Below are 20886 nucleotides of genomic sequence, written 5' to 3'. Positions count from 1 at the left end.
GAGCGAAGAATAAGGCTGACGATAAAGATCAGAACAACGGCCCCGATCAAAGAAGGGAAGAAATAGAAATCACTTACTTTAGGTCCCCAGCTTCCCAGAAGCACGCCACCAAGCCATGAACCGATAATACCTGCGATAATGTTACCAATTACCCCGCCTGGAATATCTCTGCCCATAATCAGACCCGCTAACCAACCAATGATCCCACCAACAATTAACATCCATAAAAAACTCATGTTACTTCAACTCCTTCGTTTTGTTGTTTTCGATGTCTACTATTAACCTTGCCAATCATGTTTAAACCACTTGTAAAAACTTACTACTGCCGGTAGAGTTAGGAAATGGCCTCAAAATTGAACCCGATAATGTATTACAACTATAAACATGCTATAGTGAAAAAATATTATGAAATACTGAGTAAGTTGCTATCAGTAAAGGGTAATTAAGAAGTAAATACAATTTATACAAACAAAGGAGTCGCTACTATGGAACGGCCTAATGAGGTATTGTTTTATGTGGGAACGTACAACCCTGAAGGTGAGGAAGCTATTCTACTATGCTCACTTAGTTCTTCATCAGGGGAAATGAAGATTCTTGAGGGTACTAAGGGCATTGAGAATCCATCGTTTTTAGCAGTAAACAGCACAGGCAGCGTGCTCTATGCGGTTAGTGAGAAGGATGAGGGCGAGGTCTATGCCTTTGCTATTAATCCTGTTACTAAAGCCTTGAGTCCACTTGGAAGTCGTCCTACGGAAGGTGGCGCTCCTTGTTATGTCTCAATCAGTCCTAAGCAAGATTACATATTCGTCTCTAATTATTCGGGTGGCAATGCCAACGTATTTCCTGTAAATGAGGATGGTTCGCTTCAGGTCATGTCTGATCAAGTGAAACATGTAGGTTCAGGAATTCGTGAAGACCGTCAGGAAGCTCCGCATCCACACTCCGTCATTCCGGATGGAAGCGGCAAGCATATACTGGTTTGCGACTTGGGACTGGATCAAATCCTGATTTATCGCCTTGAAGAAGGTAAGCTGTCTAAGCATCGGGAGATTAATCTTCCACCAGGTTCAGGCCCACGCCATCTAGCGGTACACCCTTCAGGACAATGGATTTATCTGGCGAATGAACTAAACTGTACCGTAACGGTATTTGCTAATGATGAGCAGAATGGGAACCTCAGCATTTTACAGCATGTCAGCACGCTTCCAGAGCAATATAATGCGGGTAGTGATGATACAGCTTCCGATATTCATGTATCGCCATGTGGTAAATTCTTGTATGTCTCAAACCGGGGACAAGATAGTATCGCCTTGTTCCATATTGAGGGTTCAACAGGTCATCTTGAAGCGGTAGATTGGCAGGTTACAGGCGGACGTACTCCGCGTAATTTCGCCATTATTGGTGGTAAGCTGCTCGCTGCGAATCAAAATAGTGATATTATTACTTCGTTCTCCATCGATAGTGACAGTGGCAGATTAATTCCTACAGGGAACGAGCTGAAGATAAAGACACCGGTCTGTATTCAAGCCGTGTAGGCTGGGAATAGGTTATTGTATGTTTCAATATTAGGGGCTATTCCCCGGAATTCATCAAAATAAAAGGCCTTCCCATCAGCTGTACATGTGCTGAGGGGAAGGCCTTAAATGGTATAATGGCAAGTTACCTTAAAACATATTTCGAATTCCTAGATCGTAAAAGCCTATGTCATCTAGCATGATTTTATCTCCCTCGGCTTCAAGGTAGAAGGTGATTTCCGTCAGGTTCTCAGGCTCTAGCTCAGGTTCTTCTTCCTGAAACTGTTCAAACGGCATCTCATAGGTCTGAAATACAGCTTCGGACAGATCACCGTACTTCCCATCATTAATCCGTTCTTCAAGCCATGGGAATAACGTGAACTGAGTTTGCGGAAGTGGAAGAATATCCATTACCTCACTTAACGGCAAGCGTGCTGAGGTATCATTTTTGTCGGTTAACTCAACCTCTACATTGGGAGGTAGTGGAATACTTAGTTCATCTTTGATATCACCATTGAGGTTTGCTAGCGAAAATGTAAGGCCATCTGCGTCTGAAAGGGCCATTTCAGTAACAACACTGTCTTTAAGCTTAATGTTGTAATAAGCTTCCTCGTCTTTTTTGGCTGTGCGTTCAAGAACGACACCATATGTGGCTTTGCTCTTCGATTCACGATCCTTCGCGAGCTCTTCCGACCAGGATAATCCGGATGCTTCTGCTGTTCCAAGATTAACGGTATTCTTGTTGCGGTCCTCGTCAAATGTGGCTACTGGCCGATATCCCCCATCCTGGAATCGATTGTAGTAAGTGGTCTCCGGTAGCCATTTCAGTCCGCTGCGGTAATCCCGGAACAAGCTCTGGTATTCGTCTTTTCCATGCAAAGTGGTCTCCAGAAAAGCTGACACATACACTTTAGCGATTTGCCGCTGCTTGTCCGCATCCATAATTTGCGCTCGATTTAAAAAGAGGCCAGCAGGTAATGTCTGATCATACGCGCCCCAATCGCTGTTGAATTGACTATGATTGGCGTCCGCAATATACAGCGAGCTTTTGAAAGCAGAGGACCCTTGAGAATAGGAAGTACGTATATACTGCCGGTCACCATAGAAATCATGTACATCCCCATCACGAGCCCCTTGCAGAGTCAAATAGTTGACATCCTTGAGACGGGCTTGCTGATCGTCTATCGTTTTGTCCGTAGGGGCAAGGGCGACCACAGAGGCTATATTAAAACGATCTACTGCCTTCATAACGGGATCATTTTTGAACCAACGTTCGGCGTCTGCTGCCATAGCAACAGCTTGTCCTCCGCGGCTATGGCCGAGCAGGGCGGTTTTTGTGAAATCTATTTTATTATAAAAAGGATTGCCTGGTTCATCCGAGAAAGCTGCTAGCTGTTCCAGGTGTTTCAGAATGATCCAGGTCCGTACTTTGAAATCATTGTCCGGAATACCGGACCAAGCAGAATAGTTCAGGAAATTCTCATCCAGCGAAATTGCGATAAACCCCCGGCTGGCCAAGAGTTCACCGAGATAAGCGTACCCTCCGTCAGAGTAATCTTCCATCATATGATTTCCGTGCACCATCAGAACTACCGGATAGGGACCTTCGCCCTCAGGCATCCATACTCGGCCGTTCAGTGGTAGTGCATTATAATCGAAACCCCAGAATAAAGTGCGGAGTTTTGACCAATCCTTAATATAAGCAGAAGCATCTACTGTAGAAGAAATCACATTGGTATCCTTGCCGTATTCGGTCCGATGCAGATCCTTACCGCTGGCATAAGTGAAGGTCTGATAGGCTTGATTGCCAGGTTGTGACGGACTTGCGGCTGTCAATGGAATCACATCGGAATCACTGATATCAATGGGTTCCAAAGTAGGTATTTCCTGCACTCCGTTTGCTAGAGCAAGTTGGGAAAAAGTCACCGTAATGCTAAGCAGAAGTCCCATGGTTATTCTTTTACTGCGCAGCAGACCGATGGCTAATCCGCCCAATGCACCTAATACGGATAGTAGAACAGCAATGAGAACCGCAGCTTCAATCTCAAAATCTGCGTAATATAAGATTAGTAGAATCGCTCCAACATCGCTCAATACACAGCCTGCGAATAGTCTTGGGATGCGTAGTCCGGTCAACGCGATCAGTACAGCAATGATATTACTGGCAATGGCCAGCAGAATGGTACTGGTACCTGCAGCAAGTGCAATATCTGTTGGCACCCCTAATCCAGTGGGTATACCTAATACGGCAGTGGTGAAGGCTAAAAAGCAAACGATCCAAAGACCAGCGATTGCTGTCCTCCAGACCGTTGTATCATAACGGTAAGTTCCCCTAATCCTTCGACTAATTTCTTGAGTCATTCTCCTATGAAGCCGTGGTCTTATCGGCGCAGGGACGTACTCTAAATCCATACCCATGATTCTCACTCCCGACATTAAGCGGTAATTTCTCTAGACCATAAGCTGTAGCAATAATATTACTTTATAGCATCAATAACAAGTGGATCTTACAGGAACCCACACCATGGCCTGTATAGCATGGGATTTGAAAGATTCCTTTGTCATTGGTTGGAAAAAAAGGTTTGACACGGTTAAAGGGTTTCAGTATTATATCCATATAAACCAACTAAGTAGATAGGAATAATTGAAGAAAGTTCTTACCGTACAGACGGAGGAACGCCTGCATTAGGCTCGCAGACACGTGTCATAGGACCGGTTTGACCTGCCATACGTGGGCTTTCCTCCGTTCTTTTTGTTATCCACAGGAAAGAAATGATGGCAAGAAAAAACATGGGGGAGTGGAAAAGATGAAGAAAAAGATGAATAAAGGTCTTCTTGTAGGGTTTAGCTTGTTGCTGACGGCAGGGCTTACTGCTGCTTGCGGCAGCAATAACAACAACGGCAATAGTGCTAGTTCGGCAACAGACGCACCAGTAACAACCAATTCAGTGGAGGCCACAAATGCGGCTGAAGCAACAAAAACTCCATCTAAAGATCCAGTAGAACTACTGAACGTATCTTATGACCCTACTCGCGAATTGTACGAGAATTATAATAAAGCTTTTGCTGCCTATTGGGAGAAAGAAACAGGACAGAAGGTCACCATTAAGCAATCCCACGGTGGATCGGGGAAACAAAGCCGTGCTGTACTTGATGGTCTGGAAGCGGATGTTGTGACATTAGCACTTGGTTATGATATAGATGCCTTGCAGGAAAAGGGACTTATTAATGAAGGCTGGCAAAGTAAATTTGATCATAACAGTTCACCGTACACCTCGACGATCGTATTCTTAGTACGCAAAGGAAATCCAAAAGGAATCAAAGATTGGCCGGATTTGCTTAAGGAAGGCGTAGAAGTGATTACACCGAATCCGAAAACATCAGGTGGCGCACGTTGGAACTACTTGGCGGCGTGGGGTTACGCGCTAGACCACAACAATAACGACGAAGCTAAGGCTGAGGAATTTGTAAAAGAATTGTTCAAACATGTTCCGGTGCTGGATACGGGTGCGCGCGGTTCTACGACCACTTTTGTAGAGCGTGGAATTGGCGATGTGCTGATTGCATGGGAGAATGAAGCTTACCTTTCTGTAGAAGAGCTTGGTCCAGATAAATTCGATATCGTAAATCCATCTGAGAGCATTCTGGCTGAACCGCCGGTAGCAATAGTAGATAAGGTTGTGGATAAAAGAAATACGCGTGAAGTGTCCGAGGCTTACTTGAAGTATCTCTATACGGAGGAAGGACAAAAAATCGCGGCTGAGAACTACTACCGTCCAACGCTAGAAAGCGTGAAAGAACAATATAAAGATAAGTTCCCGGAAATAAAGCTCTTCACATTGGCTGATAAATTCGGAACCTGGAAAGAAACGCAAGAGAAGCATTTTAACGATGGCGGGATCTTTGACAAGATCTATGTGCCGGGTGCTAAATAACAGACTAATAAAACGGAAATTATATTTTTTCTTTAAGAGATTTGTCCCTAGTAAGGGGCTGATCGGCTAACTTGCCGAAGGCGAGAAAGGATGAATAGGGGATGAATGTCACCACAACGACTACAGCTGTATCGGCGACAACGCGGCGAAAGATACTACCCGGTTTTGGGATAACGATGGGGTACAGCGTACTTTACCTGAGTCTCGTGGTACTCTTGCCACTTTCAGCATTGTTGTTCAATTCTACTGGGCTGAGCTGGGCGAAATTCTGGGATGTAGCTACCGATCCGCGTGTATTGGCTTCGTATCGTGTCAGCCTGTCTACGGCAGCGGCCGCTGCTTTTGTGGATGCTATTCTAGGTCTCTTGCTGGCGTGGGTACTAGTGCGTTACGAATTTCCGGGCAAAAGAATATTTGATGCGCTGATTGATCTTCCGTTTGCTTTACCGACAGCTGTAGCTGGTGTCTCCTTGACGGCTCTTTATGCCACAAATGGCTGGATCGGGGCGTGGCTTGAGCCACTAGGATTAAAGGTGGCATTTACTCCGCTTGGCATTACCCTTGCCTTAATGTTCATCGGGATACCGTTCGTCGTGCGAACGGTACAGCCGGTGTTGGAGGATTTGGACCGAGATATGGAGGAAGCCTCGGCAACCCTCGGTGCAGGCCGCTGGAGAACCTTTCGTTCAGTAGTACTGCCTGAGCTGTTCCCTCCGTTGTTAACAGGCTTTGCTTTGGCATTCGCCCGTGGTATTGGTGAATTCGGCTCTGTCGTGTTCATCTCCGGTAATATGCCGATGAGAACGGAGATTGCTCCTTTGCTTATTATGTCCAAACTGGAGCAGTATGATTATGCTGGTGCTACCGCCGTTGCGTTGCTCCTGCTTCTCATTTCCTTCTTAATGCTGTTAGTCATTAATACGCTCCAGCGTTGGGTGCGTAAGACTTCTCGTTAAGTCCTTTGGTTCTGACTCTCTATATTGCAAGTATTTAATTTGGAAGTTTTGTTTTGCTGAGCGAGTATTAGCGAGGCTACATCCTAATAGGTAAATGACGACTTTATTTTACGAAGCATACTTGCTTCCGTAAAATGCAGAATCCTTCGTTAGATAGAGGACTCGAAGAGTAATCCGGGTGTTGGAGGAGCGATAGCGATCTCGGTGTTTGAAACTGAATAATTGGTAAGAAAGGAACGGAGAGGAATATTGGAACTGTAGAAGCGTTAGCGTTCGCCTTTATCCTCGGATTTCTACCGTGACAGCGGTTCAAATCAGGAAATCTGAGGATAACAGCGATCGGAAGTCCAATAATCCTCGGAGTGACCTATTACCAGTAATCAGGGTTAACAAACTCTGAGATAGCAGACAGTCTGATAACTCCCAAATTTACTCAAGATGCTTCACATCTACCGAAATTCGGCATTTTTCAGAAGCAAATCATGTCTTCGTAAAACCCTTTAAAGGAGGAATAACTTGTGGCAGGCACCATCCCACTCCAAGCTCCCCGGCTGCAGAAGAATACGTCCTCGCCAGCGACAACGGAAACCAAGGCTGTAAAATGGGTGTTGATCGGAGCTGCTGGACTAGTCCTTTTTTGGCTGATTGCCTTGCCTTTGTTTGTTGTGCTGACAGAGGCGCTGAAAAAGGGCTGGGACGTATATATAGCTGCCCTGACCGATCCAGATGCCCGTTCCGCGCTGCGGCTGACGTTGCTTGTTGCAGCGATCACTGTTCCACTGAATACTTTTTTTGGCGTAGCGGCTGCATGGGCAGTAACCAAGTTTCGTTTTCGCGGCAAAGGGTTTCTCATTACTCTGATTGATCTTCCCTTTGCAGTGTCGCCGGTGATCGGCGGACTGATCTTTGTGCTCGTCTTTGGTGCCAATGGTTGGTTTGGTCCTTGGCTGAGCGCTCATGATATTAAGATCGTATTTGCGCTTCCAGGGATCGTGTTGGCCACACTGTTTGTGACATTTCCTTTTGTGGCGCGTGAGTTGATTCCACTGATGGAGGATCAAGGGACACAGGAGGAAGAGGCAGCGATTACCCTCGGAGCACATGGGTGGCAGATCTTTTTCAGAGTCACGCTTCCTAATATTAAATGGGGTTTATTATATGGCATTATTTTGTGTAATGCGCGGGCTATGGGCGAGTTCGGTGCAGTCTCAGTGGTGTCTGGGCATATACGTGGAGAGACAAATACACTGCCGCTGCATGTTGAGATTTTGTACAATGAATATCAATTCTCAGCCTCTTTTGCAGTAGCATCACTGCTCCTGTTGTTGGCCTTGGTAACGATGATTATTAAAAGCTGGTTATCACGGAAAAATGCCCATTGACAGTACTTTTGGTTCCATGCTAAGTTAATTCATAGTATACGGGTTGGTAATAACGGAATTGTGAAATTTAGGCGGATATAATCCTTTGGATGGGGAAAGGGAGGCTAGAGAATGGCTAAACCGCTGAAAGTGGATGATTTATGGCTTACGCGGATTGCAGGGCTTCTGGATGATATGGAATTTGGCTCCTTGCATATCGTGGTGCATGAAGGTCAGATTGTTCAGATGGAGCGTACGGAACGCAAACGTTTTGAGAATGGCAATGGCAATGCAAATGGGCGTTACATTAATGAGAGTGGAACCCGGCGGGCCGATTCCCAATCGGCAGGACGTTGATGCAATCTCGGGCAATCATAAAGGGATCTATTATCTTTCTGGATAAAAATTATGGAGTTGCCTCAGCAGCCTTGAAATCACTGCTGGGGCAACTCCTCTGTTTTTTGATACAAAGCACCGTTTAGGACTCAGAAGACTCTAAACGCAGTTTTTTGCACATTTGGCATGCTAACGGACCCTAGCTCTTTTTAATGAATAGCAGCAGTGGAGAAGACAGAGCAGCGATTCTTCCGAACATGGAGAAACGCTGCTCTGTTATCTTTTTACCAAGTAAGCGACCAGCGATGCAGGCAGCGTTTTAATAACGATTTGCCTGACGTGAAGAGGAAATCCCTTCAACCAACAGTACGAGCGCAGTGATGCCATGCATGATCCAACCTAAGAGTGGGATAAACGCTAAAATCGAGGTGATAATGCCTAGAACATTCCCTACGATGGGTTTCCGCTCTCTTTGCAGGATTACAATGGCTACAGCGTGGAGCAAAAAGGCAACGGCAAGAGGGACCCAACCATTCGCTATAATAAAGAGACCGCCGAGGACAGGGAGAGCCAGAAAAGCCTCATACACACACGTTCCCCATTTAAACAGCTTTGCTACAGGAGACATTATGCCACCAACCTTTTTAGAATATTGTTATAGATACTATTCCACACAGTGAGTAATAGGATTCAAGAATATAATACTTACCACTTTGGTGGATGTGTTTGCTTGCTTTTGTTACTTAATGGTTAACAGATCGTTTCAAGCCAACGAATGCCGGCGAGTCTTGCCTGTGCACCATAGAGTCGTATATAGTTGGAACAGCAATGCTGAACGGCGCTAATTCTATTTTATTGTAAGATGCTAGGAGGCGAACGGTATGGGGACAACAGGAAAGCTGGATATACGTCATGAATGTCCTTCAGTGGAACAGTATTTAGCGCTGAGAAAAGAGGCTGGACTGAGTGCAATGAGCGCGGAAGGGGCTGCGATAGGGCTGCCTCGTTCTATTTTTGCGGTAACCTTGTATGAGAAGGATATCTTGGTCGGGATGGGCAGGCTGATTGGCGATGGGGGATGCTTTTTTCAGGTTACGGATATCGCAGTGAAGCCTTCTTATCAGGGTCGCGGTTTAGGGAAATTGATCATGCGAGAAATCAGGGAGTTCCTTCATACTGTACCGGACAAGGCTTATGTCAGTCTAATCGCGGATGGGGAAGCCTCTAAATTATATGCACAATATGGCTTTGAATCGGTCATGCCACGTTCTCAGGGAATGTTTTTGCGCCCTTAATGTGAGGACATGCTACTTAGTAAGAGAGTTCCCCTTGTATTGGTGAAGGGGTTTTTCGTTTGGGAGTTAACTTACGGGAACTGATTTCAAGTGGACCTCATGGGATAAATAATGTTTAAAGGTTGTAAGGGAAAAGCTATTGAGACGAGGATTAAAAATATAAATAAGTAGGAAGGTCGTACGCTGGCCTTGCCTGGACAAAGTGAGGAAAAAACAGATGGATGTTGTAGTATTGGGTGCTTCAGGAACGATTGGAAAGGCGATTGTACAAGAGGCTTTAAAAAGAAAACATGAGGTAACAGCTGCGGTGCGTAATCCAGAAACGTTCACCCTTGAACATGAACGTCTGCATATCACAACTGTAGATGTTCTAAATCCTGCTTCAGTTGCAGATGCGGTCCGTGGACACGAAGAGGTAATCAGTGCATACGGTCCAGTACTTGGCCAAGAGAAGAATTTGATAACAGCTGCTAAGGCAATTGTAGAGGGAATGCAAGAAGCTGGGTTAAATCGACTGCTAGTTGTAGGTGGTGCAGGTAGTTTGAAGACTGAAACTGGAGAGCTGTTGATGGATACGGCAGACTTCCCAGCTGAGATTAGACCACTGGCAGAGGCACATGCGGAAGCTTATGAAATTTACAAAAACACAGAACTGGACTATACATATGCCAGTCCTGCTGCGGTAGTTCATTCAGGTCGACGTACAGGCCAATTTCGCATTGGACTCGACCGTCTCGTTTTTGATGAGAATGGCGAAAGCTTGATCAGTGTAGAGGATTTTGCTGTAGCTATGGTGGACGAGCTGGAGGAAGGGAATTTTAGCCGGACGAGATTTACTGTAGCTTATTGATATCAGGCTAGTTGTGGATTGAAGTGTAGCGGAAAGGGGCCGAACCATGTATCTGGTAACTGCTGAGCAAATGCGGCGGCTGGACGGAGAAACAATTCAGCGGCTGGGGATTCCAGCTATTGCGCTGATGGAGAATGCGGGAAGAGTGATCGCAGAGGAGATCGTTGCGCTGTGCCGGCGGAGAGGTGGAGAGGGCTGCAGAAATGCAGCCGGATGGGAAGACGCCGGGAAGGATGCATTTCAGGTCAGCGCAGATCATGCGCTGACCCTGGACAATGCCGCCGCCGAGCGATGGTTCATCCTCGTCGGCAAAGGCAACAACGGCGGCGATGGCCTTGCCGCCGCACGGTATCTTCGCGAGACTGGCATCGCCGTCACGCTCGTTTATGCGGTGCCGCCGGAGTCGCTCTCCGGCGAGGCCGCCCTGCAGCGCGATGCGGCTGCAGCCATGGGCCTTCCTGCCGTGGTATACGGCAGGGACCGGGTGGACCTTGCCGAGTGCAGCGGCATCTTGGATGCGCTGCTCGGCACCGGCGCCGCGGGAGCCCCGCGCGGCGCCTATGCGGAGCTGATTGCCGCAGCGAATAGCAGCGGCAAAGTGATTGTGTCCGCGGACATCCCGAGTGGTCTGAACGCGGACACGGGGGAGACGCATGAGCCTTGCATTCATGCGTCGGTGACGGTTTGCCTCGCGTTTCTCAAGCGAGGCCTCCTGCAATATCCCGGTGCAGGCGCAGCGGGGCATGTGAAGGTCCGGGCCATCGGCATTCCGTCTTCTTTGGCCCCTGAAAGCGGTGTGCAGGTTCACCTGCTGACACCGGAAGTGCTGCATGCCCATCTGGGCGTAGATCTGGCCCGCCGGCGTTCGCCTGAAGGCCATAAGGGTACTTATGGGCATGTCCTTCTTGCTGCAGGCACCTTAAGAATGAGCGGCGCCGGACTGCTCTCTGCCCGTGCTGCGCTTCGGGCAGGCTGCGGATTAGTGACATGGGCGCTTCCTCAGAAGCTGCTGCCCTATATCATCGGTTCTGCCCCTGAACTCATGTTAGCCGATGTTGGGGGCAATGAAGATGGAACCTGGCAAGCAGGGAGCGTTTCAGAGCTACTGAAGCTAAGTAAAGAGCGAGATGTTCTTGCCATTGGTCCCGGTCTTGGTCGATTCGAGGCTGATACAGAATGGCTTCGCAATCTCTGGGAAGGGACGGATTGTCCTCTGGTGATCGATGCGGATGCTTTAAATATATTAGCTGATGCTGATTACAAGAGCTGGGCAAGTAGACGCCATCCGGTGATTCTGACGCCTCATCCAGGTGAGATGGCCCGTCTTGCTAGTATAACAACAGCTGAGGTGCAACGGGACCGCATCAGTCTGGCTATGGGATATGCGAAAGAGCATGGGGTTACGCTTCTATTAAAAGGAGCACATACGGTTATAGCGACGCCTGAAGGGCAAGCTTATGTAAACACCACAGGCCATCCCGGCATGGGTACTGGTGGAGCCGGTGATGTGCTAACGGGCATCATTTCCAGCCTGCTGGCTCAGGGACTGAATGAGGCGCAGGCAGCAGCTTTTGGTGTATATCTACACGGATTAGCAGGGGAGAGAGCCGCCCGTCAGCGGAATAATCCAGCGGCTATTATTGCCGGTGATATCATAGAAGCACTCTGAGTGCAGCTTATAACAGCAGCAAGCAAAGCAGCGGTAGAAATAGTGCAAACACAGGCAGTAACAGAGGGGAACGCTCTACACCCAGTTGCGTCACTCGTAGCAGCAACAGTCCCAAAATTCCAGCCAGGCCCCACAGCAGTAGCTCTGCACCTTGTTCTGCTGCCAGCCATAGACCTGCACCGAAACCTGCGGCTACGTATACAACAAGGGAAACGATGTGGGATGTGATACGCAGGAGGCGCAGCAGAACATCGGCTACTAGTGCGGCAGGCAGTCCATAAGCGTAAATCGCATAGGGGATCGAAAGTGGCCAACCCTCTGGTATGCCGTTATGTTGTGGAAACCCAAGCATAAGTAAGGAGATAAGGACGTATGTTAGCCCAGCGCAGGCTAATTTTGTTAATGCATACATGCCGCTTGTTAAACGGACAGAAGGAATATCATAATCGGGCATCTTATTCATAGGTATACATTCCTCTCGTGTTGTGTTGTGTATCAGCTGGTGACCATATCTCCACCGTTGACATGTATACATGTCCCGGTAACATATGAAGAATCAGGGCCCGCTAAAAAGAGATATGCTCCTGCTAGCTCATAAGGCTGTGCAGCACGTTTAAAGGGTGTATCTGTACCAAAGATACTAACTTCCTCTGCAGAGTAGCTTGAGGGAATCAGTGGGGTCCATACCGGACCGGGAGCTACACTGTTGACACGGACGCCAGCGTCTACGAGAGATAAGGCTAAAGAGCGGGTAAAAGAGACCACCGCCCCTTTGGTGGAGGAATAATCTATGAGCTCTTTATTTCCTTGATAGGCAGTAATGGAAGCGGTATTAATGATGGATGCACCTTTTTTAAGATGTGGAAGTGCGGCTTGAGTTAAGTAGAAGAATGGGAAAATATTTGTCTGAAACGTCTGGTACAGCTGCTCTTCTGTGATATCCAAAATACTTTTTTGTGGATATTGGACCCCGTGATTATTGACCAGAATGTCCAGCTTGCTGAAGGTGCGGATCGTATGCTCCACAGCCCTGAAACAATTTTTCTTATGGCGTAAATCAACTTCAATCCGTAAACAGCGTTGCCCTAATTCTTCGATCCGCTTTTGAGTGACTTCTGCATCTGAGGCTTCGTATAAATAAGCTATAGCAACGTCTGCACCTTCTTTTGCAAAAGCAATGGCTGCGGCTTTACCAATTCCGCTGTCACCTCCGGTGATGAGTGCAACCTTTCCCTTCAGTTTTCCACTGCCGATAATTTCCGGGTTTTCACTGATAGGACGAGGATTCATCAGACTCTCTAGGCCCGGCTGACGATCTTGATGCTGTGGAGGAAAAGCAATAGGCTGCTCTTTACATACTGTCCGCTCCCCATAATAGGGGTAGATGGGATTCATTTTTTTGAAATAACCTCCTTGCGTTCTACCTTCCGTATATTTCTATGCATGCGCCCAGAAAAGCGTGCGCTGTCATCAATACATACATATGCGTTTATAAACCCGAGTCGGAGGAGGCGCTTGTCTAAAATGAATGATTGGCGAAATATCGATGATTTGATTCATGGAACCGCGGTTCAGAAAGAGGTCTATAACCTTCTTTTAGAGCTTGATATTATGAATTTGCTAAAGGACTATAACCCTTTGTTGGTTGGGACAATACCGCTTGGAATTCAAGTGGAGGGCAGCGATTTGGATATCATTTGTGAGGTTTATGATCCTGTGAAGTTTAAAGCGCTAGTTGTTCGATATTTTGGAGCTACGGAGGGGTTTGTTAGCGAATCACGAGTGGTTCAAGGCATTCCTCGAACGAAAATTAACTTTATGGTAAAGGGCTGGCCTATCGAACTGTTTGGACAGCCGAGGCGAACGGAGCTTCAGAATGGTTATTTGCATATGATCGTTGAAGCTGAAATTTTAGCTCAGATGGATGATGATTTTCGCGAACGGATCATTCTTTTAAAATCAAACGGATGGAAGACAGAGCCTGCCTTTGCGAAAGCTATGGGATTAGAGGGCGATCCTTACGAAGCGCTGCTGGAGCTGGAAGAGCTTCCTCGAAGCGCTCTTCATGCTTTATGCCATTCTATACAAGCGAGGCGATAAGTATGATCTTGTCTTGAGAATATACGTACAGCCGGTATTGCCAAGTGCCACCTGATGGTTATTGGAACCAACGAACATGGAAGAGGGTTCTGGGAAGGAAGGGCTGGCAGTATAGAGGTGGAATTATGCTGTATTCTCAGGATATCTTATGATACTCAGGACAAAATAGAAATACCACCCTCCCTCTGAAATACGCAATATTAGGTATATGTATATCTCAGCAAAAGTTACGGTGAACTAAGGGCTGCTAGTGCAGTATACTATATAGGAGTATGATAATTGCCTATTTTTGCAGGCAGGAGGTCTTTTATGCGTTTTAAGGATGTATTTTCAATTATTGGTCCGGCAATGGTCGGTCCTTCAAGCTCACATACCGCTGGCGCGGCGCGGATCGGGAGGGCTGCGAGGCAGGTGTTAGGTGAAGTTCCACGTGTGGCCGAAGTAACGTTTTTTGGCTCTTTTGCAGCAACTTATCAGGGACATGGTACAGATCGAGCGATTGTTGGAGGGTTACTTGATTTCACTACCGATGATCATCGGCTTCCAGATTCTCTAGAACTGGCAGAAGAAGCGGGGATGGATGTTTCTTTTAAGCAGGGAACAGGCCTGTTTCCACATCCAAACACCGTTAAGCTGCATCTTATCGGACAAGAAACAGGAAGCGAACTGACGCTAACAGGGACATCTATTGGTGGCGGGAACATCGAGATTGTTGATATTGACGGTTTTGGAGTGAAGCTTACGGGGGTCTATCCGACGGTTCTGATTAATCATATGGATTATTTGGGTGTTCTGGCGAGTGTTACGGAAGTGATGCGTAACGGACAGTTTAATATAGGGCATATGTCTCTCGATCGTAAGAATCGCAGTGGTGCAGCCTTAACGGTGCTGGAGCTGGATGAAGCGGCTACACCGGAGCTTATTGAAGCGCTTAAAGCGCTCACTGCTGTGAAATCCGTGAAGCTAGTTAATTTAAATGAAGGTAAGCAAGATGAGAAGGGGAAGGAAAGTTTAACATGAATTTTCAAACACTTAGCGAGCTGGCTGTATTGTGTGAGGAACGGGGTCTCACGATTGGAGCACTTATGCTCGAAGAGCAAAGCGCGGAATCTGGACGTTCCAGTGATCATGAATTTTCCACGATGCGTGAATATTATGGCGTGATGAAAGAGGCTGTTCATCGCGGGATGCATGAAGATACAACTTCGCGCAGCGGCCTTACAGGCATGGATGCCCAGCGTGTAGGAGCATACAACGCGGCTGATGAGCCATGCCTAGGTGGACCTGCTGGTCAAGCTATGGCTTACGCGCTGGCTGTATCCGAAGTGAATGCTTCTATGGGCCGGATCATTGCGACGCCTACTGCTGGTTCATGCGGGATTATTCCGGGTGTATTTCTCAGCTGTCAGGAACGGTTTGGCTGGGATGATGACTACATGGTATCCGGATTGTTCGCAGCCGGGGCCATCGGTTATGTCATCGCCAATAACTCCTTTGTATCGGGTGCGGAAGGCGGCTGTCAAGCTGAGGTAGGTTCTGCCATTGGGATGGCAGCAGGCGCGTTAACCGAGCTACGCGGTGGAACGCCTGCACAAGCAGTGCATGCTGTCGGGCTAGCACTTAAGAACACTTTAGGCCTGATTTGTGATCCGGTTGGCGGACTTGTAGAGATTCCTTGTATTGTTAGAAACGGATTCGGTGCAGTTACCGCACTTGCCGCCGCAGATATGGCACTGGCTGGTGTTCGTAGTGTGATTCCTTCCGATGAAGTTATCAAGGTCATGCTCGAGGTAGGCTCAGCTATGCCAGAGAAACACCGCGAGACTGCAGGGGGCGGGTTAGCGCAGACACCTACCGGCCGTAAAATCATGCAGGATTTACGCAAAAAGAAGTAATTAATATGTCTCAAATCACAATTTGTATTTAGAGCATTTTGAAACGTTCCAGCTGATCCCATTGACCTTCTTGTCGAAGGATTTCTGCCTGCCTAGGTCCAATGAGGTCAAAGTGGGGAAACGATGAACGATTATGAATATATTGGGCAGGCAATCCATTCTCTTCGCACCAGTGTTTCAGTGTGGTAAGATCACTACAGCCCACCTTAGTGACGGTAGTGATACCGGGAAAGCGTGGATCCAGCCAATAATGAGTCAAGAAGGCGATCTCTCCTGCGGAGACCGCTTTTTTCCACCGGGATAATTCTTCTCTATTGATGCCGAAGGCCATAACGTCTCATCCTTATCTATTGTAGTTGACAACATTATAACCCATGAAAGGGGATTACATCATGAACGGACAAGTAAGAGCGGATATTCGTCCTGGGCTTGAAGTGGATATTGTACTTAAGCAGGATCAGCCTACAGGCAAGCTAACACACGGTACAGTGAAAGATATTCTCACGAACTCGCCTCGGCATCCGCATGGCATTAAGGTCAGATTGACTAGCGGACAGGTAGGACGAGTTAAGAATATTACAGGCAACTAAATAAACTACACTTCTCCACATTAAAAAGCGACCCTAATCTCATAGGTTGTTCTGTTCACGGAAACAGAACAACCTACGAGATTAGGGATTTTTGATTTAAGTTGTTATATTCGGCCCATAAAATCCTCAACAGATTTATCAGCTTTAGTCTGATTACATAACGTGCAAGCGCAGACGCAATTATCTGGGGTTGTATGACCCCCTTTAGCACGAGGTAGTAAATGATCAATGGTGTCCCCATAAGCGCCACAGAAGTAGCAGATGTAATTGTCTCTGGCTAGTATATAAGCGCGAAAATCCTTATTACTATACAATCGTCGAATCGTTCGACGGTTTACAACGATAGCGGCATGTTCCCTGACCAGGGTAATTGCAAGCGCTAGATCAATCTCCTGATGCCAGCGCCGTCCCTTGTCGCTATGACCGCGCATTAGAATCATCCCTTTGGTAGAAGGAATCAATTGGGTTGGATCTTCCGGATTTAGCTTTGTGCCTTGAGCATGCGGCCGTTTTCTTCGCTGCTCCAAACCTCGTACGCGTCGGTTCGGATTAGATTCTCCTGAAGAAACAGCAGTGGAAGAGGGCTTTCCCTCCTTGGGACGCACCAATAGAGTGTGCTGATGGGTTTGGATCGTATCAAGCTTCACCAGTAAGGGGTTCGCTGTGAGTTTTATATTTAGTGTTTCCCGTTGTTTGCGACATTCACGGCAGGCACCACGGCGTGAATGTCCCTTGGAACGTTTGCCTGTACGTCTTCGAAATTCTGTGAGCGGCTTTAGCTTGTGGCAATAAGCACACTGCTTGGTAGATAGAAGGTCGGTATCGTTCATAGGTATGTTAGGTGCAGCGCATGTGTACGCATGTCCTGTCTCCTTGTTTTTGAAATATAATAAACTATAGGTTCCACACCATACTTTATGTCTTAGATTTCTCGCTTATAAGGACGTAGAAGTTGTTTATGCTTTGGATTCCATGATGTTTATTTATGAGTTCCGTTAGGTGAAAGGTTAGCTTCTAAACTTAGTATAACGTAAAGCGCTGCTGTTCACATCGTACGTAAAAAAAACGTAAACACAGCCAAATTTGTGATATGCATCTCGGTGAAAAACAGGTAAAACTTGTAAAATAGAAAAAAGGGCAGATTCGTTATCTAGATAGGGTTGCTCTAATTCTTATTTGGAAATGGGGAAGTGAAATGGAATTAACGAAGGGAAGGCCGGGTACAGTAACATGGCTTTATATTCTTCTTATTTTTTTGGGGGTTGGAGCGTTAGGAGGGGGCGGTGCTCTTGTAATAGATCCAAGCGGGGATCTAATGAAAATGCCGACTTCTATGCTGGAAAGATCGCCATTCTCAGATTTTTTATTTCCTGGTATTCTGCTATTTATCGTATTTGGTTTACTGCCCCTCCTCGTTGTTTATGGTCTGATCAAGAGACCTCAGTGGCACTTGGTGGAACGATTAAATCCCTTCAAGAAATTATATAGCTTCTGGGCTTTGTCTCTGTATATCGGGTTTGGGCAAATCATTTGGATAACGGTGCAGACGTACATGCTGAATAGTGTTGCAATTATACATCTGATCTATATGAGTCTAGGGCTGTTGATTCAGGCCGTTACAATACTCCCCTCTGTACAAAGTTACTTTTCGCTGGACGTCGGTACGGAAAGACGTTAAAATTGCAGTGAACAAAAGGCATTTCATTTGTCAGGGCAAGGAGCGAGCCGATTTGACAACGATATACGATATTGCCAAAAGAACCGGTTACTCTCCAACAACGGTTTCTAAGGCGTTTAATAATTATTCCGATGTACGTGAGAAGACGCGTCAGGAAATATTCCGGGTTGCCCAAGAAATGGGATATTTGCCAAATTCACATGCCCGTACATTGACCACTAAGAAATCGTGGACCATCGGCGTGCTGTTTGTAGAGAATACGGGATTTGGTATTCGCCATCCTTTTTTCAGCGCTGTGATCGAGAGCTTTAAGAAGGTTGCCGTGGAAAAAGGGTATGCCCTCATGTTTATCTCCAAAGATGTCGGTGGTAAGCAAAGCGGTTATTTAGAGAATTGCAGGATTCGTGGCGTAGACGGTGTAGTTGTCTTCTTGTCCGATTATGAGGATCCTTATTTCCGTGAACTGCTTGAGAGTGATATTCCTACGGTTATTATGGATTTTGAGACTTCTGAGACGCATACGGTATGCTCCGATAATACAACTGGGGCACAGCTGGCGGTGGAGTATCTAGCCTCTATGGGGCATTGCAAGATTGCTCATATATCCGGAGGCATGAACACATTTCCAGGTAAAATGCGGGAGTTGGGTTACAAGACCGCTATGAAGCAGCGAGGGTTTAAGGTGCCTAAGTCCTATGTTATAAACGGAGCCTTCTATTCTCGGGAAAGCGGCTATAACGCGATGCTGGAGCTTCTTAAGCTCCCTGAACGTCCAACCGCCGTCTTTGCTTCGGGTGACTTACTAGCCTTAGGGGCTATTATGGCTGCTAAAGATAGTGGACTTTCCGTACCGATGGATATTTCAGTGATAGGTTACGATGACATCGATCTTGCCGAGTATGTTTCACCTGCATTGACAACGGTGCGTCAGGATACGGAGCTTCTTGGTAGCCAAGCGGCAGACATTCTTTTATCGTCAATTGAAGGCAAAGTGATAGATAAGGAAGCGATTTTAGTTCCGGTGCAAGTGGTTGAACGGCAATCCTGTGCACCTCCGGTTAGCGGAAGTTAGTCGATATTAAAATCAGGATAAATCTTGACGAACTGAAAAGAGTCCTGCTAAAGTAAAAGACATTATAGCTTTCAATTTTTTCGAGAGAGTGGTATTTGGCACATCTTATGTTGTTAGATGGAGCTATAATCGACTCATGATTATAAATGCTCTTTCAATTGATTTGAAAGATCATTTTTTTTAGAAATAATCGAAACCGGTTTCGATTATTTAGTTTTAATGGCTCATTGCTCCGAATCCGGAAGATGATCCAGTAAAGACTAGTGCTTTGGTAAGAAAACAATTCAGAGGAGATGGATGAAATGGCAAAAGTTCAAACTGTGGTAACTGCAAAAGATACAGGGGAACGCTTAACTCCAAAAGATGCAATTGTTTTTAGCGCAAGAGTAGGATCTGGGTCTGCCGATGTGGAGCTTAAGCCAGAGCAGGAGTTTCAAAAGATGATTGGATTTGGCGGCGCTTTCACTGAAGCTGCTGCTTATACGTTGTCACGCCTGAGCTCCGAGAAACGAGCAGAGGTTATTCATCGGTACTTCCAGAGGGATTAGGCTATAGCATGGGGCGTGTTCATATTCACAGCTGTGATTTTGCCCTCGGCAATTATACTTATGTTGCTGATCATGACACAGAGCTAGCTACTTTTGATATCTCACATGACCATAAGTGGGTACTTCCGCTGATAAAAGATGCCATGGAAGTAAGAGGCGGTGCATTCACGATGCTGGCTTCTCCTTGGAGCCCTCCGGCATGGATGAAAACAAATGGAGAAATGAATAACGGTGGATCACTGAAGCCGGAATACGCAGAAGTTTGGGCACGCTACTATACGAAATTCATTGAAGCTTATGGAAAAGAGGGAGTACCGATTTGGGCAGTTTCCGTGCAAAATGAGCCCGCTGCCGTTCAGGTCTGGGATTCATGTATTTATAGTGCGGAAGAGGAACGGGATTTTGTTAAAAATCATCTTGGACCGGTGATGCATCAGACCGGCCATTCAGATGTGAACATTGTAATCTGGGATCATAACCGCGATATTATGGTCGAGCGTGCTTCGGAAGTATTATCTGATCCTGAGGCTGCAAAGTATGTGTGGGGTACAGGTATTCACTGGTACGGAGGCGAGGAGTTCGACAAAGTAGAAAAGGTACATGATTTATTTCCTGACAAGCATCTGTTGTTCACAGAGGGCTGCCAAGAGGGCGGCGTTAAGCTGGGGGAATGGTTTACTGGCGAACGTTACGGCAGAAACATGATTGGAGATCTCAATGCGTGGACAGAAGGATACCTGGATTGGAACCTGGTACTGGATGAGACTGGAGGTCCTAACCATGTAGGCAATCTCTGCGATGCGCCAATTATTGCAGATACGACAACAGATGAAGTGCATTATAACAGCTCCTATTATTACATTGGGCATTTCAGTAAATTCATTGCGCCAGGTGCAGTACGGATCGGATTTACATCTGAAGCGGAAGGTATCTTAACCACAGCATTCCGTAATCCTGACGGTAGTATTGCTGTCGTACTGATGAATGAAAGTGAAGAAGTGCACAGTGTGACGCTAGGTCTAGGCGAAGAGGTTGCAAGCTGCGAGCTAGCGCCGCATTCCATCGTAACGCATTTGATTTCATAAAT

The 20886-nt window shown here is 46.7% G+C and carries 23 protein-coding genes; 16 read left to right on the top strand and 7 right to left on the bottom strand.

Features of this window, described 5'->3' with window-relative positions; all coding sequences use genetic code 11:
* Positions 1-236: GlsB/YeaQ/YmgE family stress response membrane protein (locus tag ACWNM1_RS18560; protein WP_449602143.1), on the bottom strand; the 236-nt coding region annotated here is incomplete at its 3' end.
* Positions 237-485: 249 nt separating this feature from the next.
* Here ACWNM1_RS18560 and ACWNM1_RS18555 point away from each other — a divergent pair.
* The gene (locus ACWNM1_RS18555; protein ID WP_449602142.1) at positions 486-1535 is read left to right on the top strand and encodes a lactonase family protein; all 1050 of its coding nucleotides are present in this window, start codon (positions 486-488) and stop codon (positions 1533-1535) included.
* Between the two features lie 129 nt (positions 1536-1664).
* Here the strand turns inward: ACWNM1_RS18555 and ACWNM1_RS18550 are convergent, their stop codons facing one another.
* The gene (locus ACWNM1_RS18550; protein WP_449602141.1) at positions 1665-3932 is read right to left on the bottom strand and encodes an alpha/beta hydrolase; all 2268 of its coding nucleotides are present in this window, start codon (positions 3930-3932) and stop codon (positions 1665-1667) included.
* A 389-nt stretch (positions 3933-4321) separates the two neighbouring features.
* Here ACWNM1_RS18550 and ACWNM1_RS18545 point away from each other — a divergent pair, with 389 nt between their 5' ends.
* The 4 genes from ACWNM1_RS18545 (at position 4322) to ACWNM1_RS18530 (ending at position 8123) form a co-directional block, all read left to right on the top strand.
* On the top strand, positions 4322-5449 hold the full coding sequence (locus ACWNM1_RS18545) for a sulfate ABC transporter substrate-binding protein (RefSeq protein ID WP_449602140.1): 1128 nt from the start codon (positions 4322-4324) through the stop codon (positions 5447-5449).
* Positions 5450-5550: 101 nt separating this feature from the next.
* Positions 5551-6405 (top strand): sulfate ABC transporter permease subunit CysT, encoded by an 855-nt coding sequence (gene cysT, locus ACWNM1_RS18540; RefSeq protein WP_449602139.1) that lies wholly within the window; start codon positions 5551-5553, stop codon positions 6403-6405.
* 518 nt (positions 6406-6923) lie between these two features.
* Positions 6924-7787: a sulfate ABC transporter permease subunit CysW gene (cysW, locus tag ACWNM1_RS18535; protein WP_449602138.1), complete on the top strand. Its 864-nt coding sequence runs from the start codon at positions 6924-6926 to the stop codon at positions 7785-7787.
* Between the two features lie 111 nt (positions 7788-7898).
* Positions 7899-8123 (top strand): YezD family protein, encoded by a 225-nt coding sequence (locus ACWNM1_RS18530; protein ID WP_042184406.1) that lies wholly within the window; start codon positions 7899-7901, stop codon positions 8121-8123.
* 298 nt (positions 8124-8421) lie between these two features.
* Here the strand turns inward: ACWNM1_RS18530 and ACWNM1_RS18525 are convergent, their stop codons facing one another.
* A complete protein-coding gene (locus ACWNM1_RS18525; RefSeq protein ID WP_076285185.1) occupies positions 8422-8730 on the bottom strand; it encodes a hypothetical protein in 309 nt (102 codons plus the stop codon).
* Positions 8731-8983: 253 nt separating this feature from the next.
* Here ACWNM1_RS18525 and ACWNM1_RS18520 point away from each other — a divergent pair, with 253 nt between their 5' ends.
* From ACWNM1_RS18520 to ACWNM1_RS18510, 3 genes are all read left to right on the top strand, one after another.
* The gene (locus ACWNM1_RS18520) at positions 8984-9397 is read left to right on the top strand and encodes a GNAT family N-acetyltransferase (protein ID WP_449602137.1); all 414 of its coding nucleotides are present in this window, start codon (positions 8984-8986) and stop codon (positions 9395-9397) included.
* 217 nt (positions 9398-9614) lie between these two features.
* Positions 9615-10247, top strand: coding sequence for an NAD(P)-dependent oxidoreductase (locus tag ACWNM1_RS18515; protein WP_449602136.1), 633 nt, complete (start codon positions 9615-9617; stop codon positions 10245-10247).
* A 46-nt stretch (positions 10248-10293) separates the two neighbouring features.
* The gene (locus tag ACWNM1_RS18510) at positions 10294-11916 is read left to right on the top strand and encodes an NAD(P)H-hydrate dehydratase (RefSeq protein ID WP_449602135.1); all 1623 of its coding nucleotides are present in this window, start codon (positions 10294-10296) and stop codon (positions 11914-11916) included.
* Between the two features lie 7 nt (positions 11917-11923).
* On the opposite strand, the gene ACWNM1_RS18505 is transcribed toward ACWNM1_RS18510, so the two are convergent.
* Entirely contained in the window at positions 11924-12379 is a 456-nt protein-coding gene (locus ACWNM1_RS18505) for a hypothetical protein (protein ID WP_449602134.1), read from the bottom strand.
* A gap of 32 nt (positions 12380-12411) precedes the next feature.
* Positions 12412-13311: an SDR family oxidoreductase gene (locus ACWNM1_RS18500; RefSeq protein ID WP_449602133.1), complete on the bottom strand. Its 900-nt coding sequence runs from the start codon at positions 13309-13311 to the stop codon at positions 12412-12414.
* Between the two features lie 129 nt (positions 13312-13440).
* Between ACWNM1_RS18500 and ACWNM1_RS18495 the strand changes: the two genes are divergently transcribed.
* From ACWNM1_RS18495 to sdaAA, 3 genes are all read left to right on the top strand, one after another.
* Complete coding sequence (locus ACWNM1_RS18495; protein ID WP_449602132.1) at positions 13441-14016, top strand: DUF4269 domain-containing protein; 576 nt, start codon at positions 13441-13443, stop codon at positions 14014-14016.
* A 309-nt stretch (positions 14017-14325) separates the two neighbouring features.
* Positions 14326-15036 (top strand): L-serine ammonia-lyase, iron-sulfur-dependent subunit beta, encoded by a 711-nt coding sequence (sdaAB, locus tag ACWNM1_RS18490; RefSeq protein WP_449602131.1) that lies wholly within the window; start codon positions 14326-14328, stop codon positions 15034-15036.
* Positions 15033-15911, top strand: coding sequence for an L-serine ammonia-lyase, iron-sulfur-dependent, subunit alpha (sdaAA, locus tag ACWNM1_RS18485; RefSeq protein ID WP_042184434.1), 879 nt, complete (start codon positions 15033-15035; stop codon positions 15909-15911). The genes sdaAB and sdaAA overlap by 4 nt, the downstream gene beginning before the upstream one ends.
* A gap of 28 nt (positions 15912-15939) precedes the next feature.
* Here the strand turns inward: sdaAA and ACWNM1_RS18480 are convergent, their stop codons facing one another.
* Positions 15940-16242 carry a hypothetical protein gene (locus tag ACWNM1_RS18480; RefSeq protein WP_449602130.1) on the bottom strand — a complete coding sequence of 101 codons (303 nt, stop codon included), beginning with the start codon at positions 16240-16242 and terminating at the stop codon, positions 15940-15942.
* Positions 16243-16303: 61 nt separating this feature from the next.
* Between ACWNM1_RS18480 and ACWNM1_RS18475 the strand changes: the two genes are divergently transcribed.
* Positions 16304-16501, top strand: a complete 198-nt coding sequence (locus ACWNM1_RS18475; RefSeq protein WP_042184438.1) for a YwbE family protein — start codon at positions 16304-16306, stop codon at positions 16499-16501.
* A gap of 104 nt (positions 16502-16605) precedes the next feature.
* Here the strand turns inward: ACWNM1_RS18475 and ACWNM1_RS18470 are convergent, their stop codons facing one another.
* The gene (locus ACWNM1_RS18470) at positions 16606-17331 is read right to left on the bottom strand and encodes an HNH endonuclease (protein ID WP_449602129.1); all 726 of its coding nucleotides are present in this window, start codon (positions 17329-17331) and stop codon (positions 16606-16608) included.
* A 365-nt stretch (positions 17332-17696) separates the two neighbouring features.
* Here ACWNM1_RS18470 and ACWNM1_RS18465 point away from each other — a divergent pair, with 365 nt between their 5' ends.
* The 4 genes from ACWNM1_RS18465 to ACWNM1_RS18450 all read left to right on the top strand — a co-directional run bounded on the left by ACWNM1_RS18465 (position 17697) and on the right by ACWNM1_RS18450 (position 20884).
* On the top strand, positions 17697-18179 hold the full coding sequence (locus ACWNM1_RS18465; RefSeq protein WP_449602128.1) for a hypothetical protein: 483 nt from the start codon (positions 17697-17699) through the stop codon (positions 18177-18179).
* Between the two features lie 52 nt (positions 18180-18231).
* Positions 18232-19251, top strand: coding sequence for a LacI family DNA-binding transcriptional regulator (locus tag ACWNM1_RS18460; RefSeq protein WP_449602127.1), 1020 nt, complete (start codon positions 18232-18234; stop codon positions 19249-19251).
* A 302-nt stretch (positions 19252-19553) separates the two neighbouring features.
* Positions 19554-19799 (top strand): hypothetical protein, encoded by a 246-nt coding sequence (locus ACWNM1_RS18455; RefSeq protein WP_449602126.1) that lies wholly within the window; start codon positions 19554-19556, stop codon positions 19797-19799.
* Between the two features lie 8 nt (positions 19800-19807).
* Positions 19808-20884, top strand: a complete 1077-nt coding sequence (locus ACWNM1_RS18450) for a glycoside hydrolase family 30 protein (protein WP_449602125.1) — start codon at positions 19808-19810, stop codon at positions 20882-20884.
* Positions 20885-20886: the final 2 nt, after the last annotated feature.

The sequence above is a fragment of the Paenibacillus sp. Marseille-Q9583 genome (assembly GCF_976954365.1).
The sequence above is the reverse complement of the archived record's forward strand: the minus strand, read 5'-3'. Positions and strand labels throughout refer to the sequence as shown.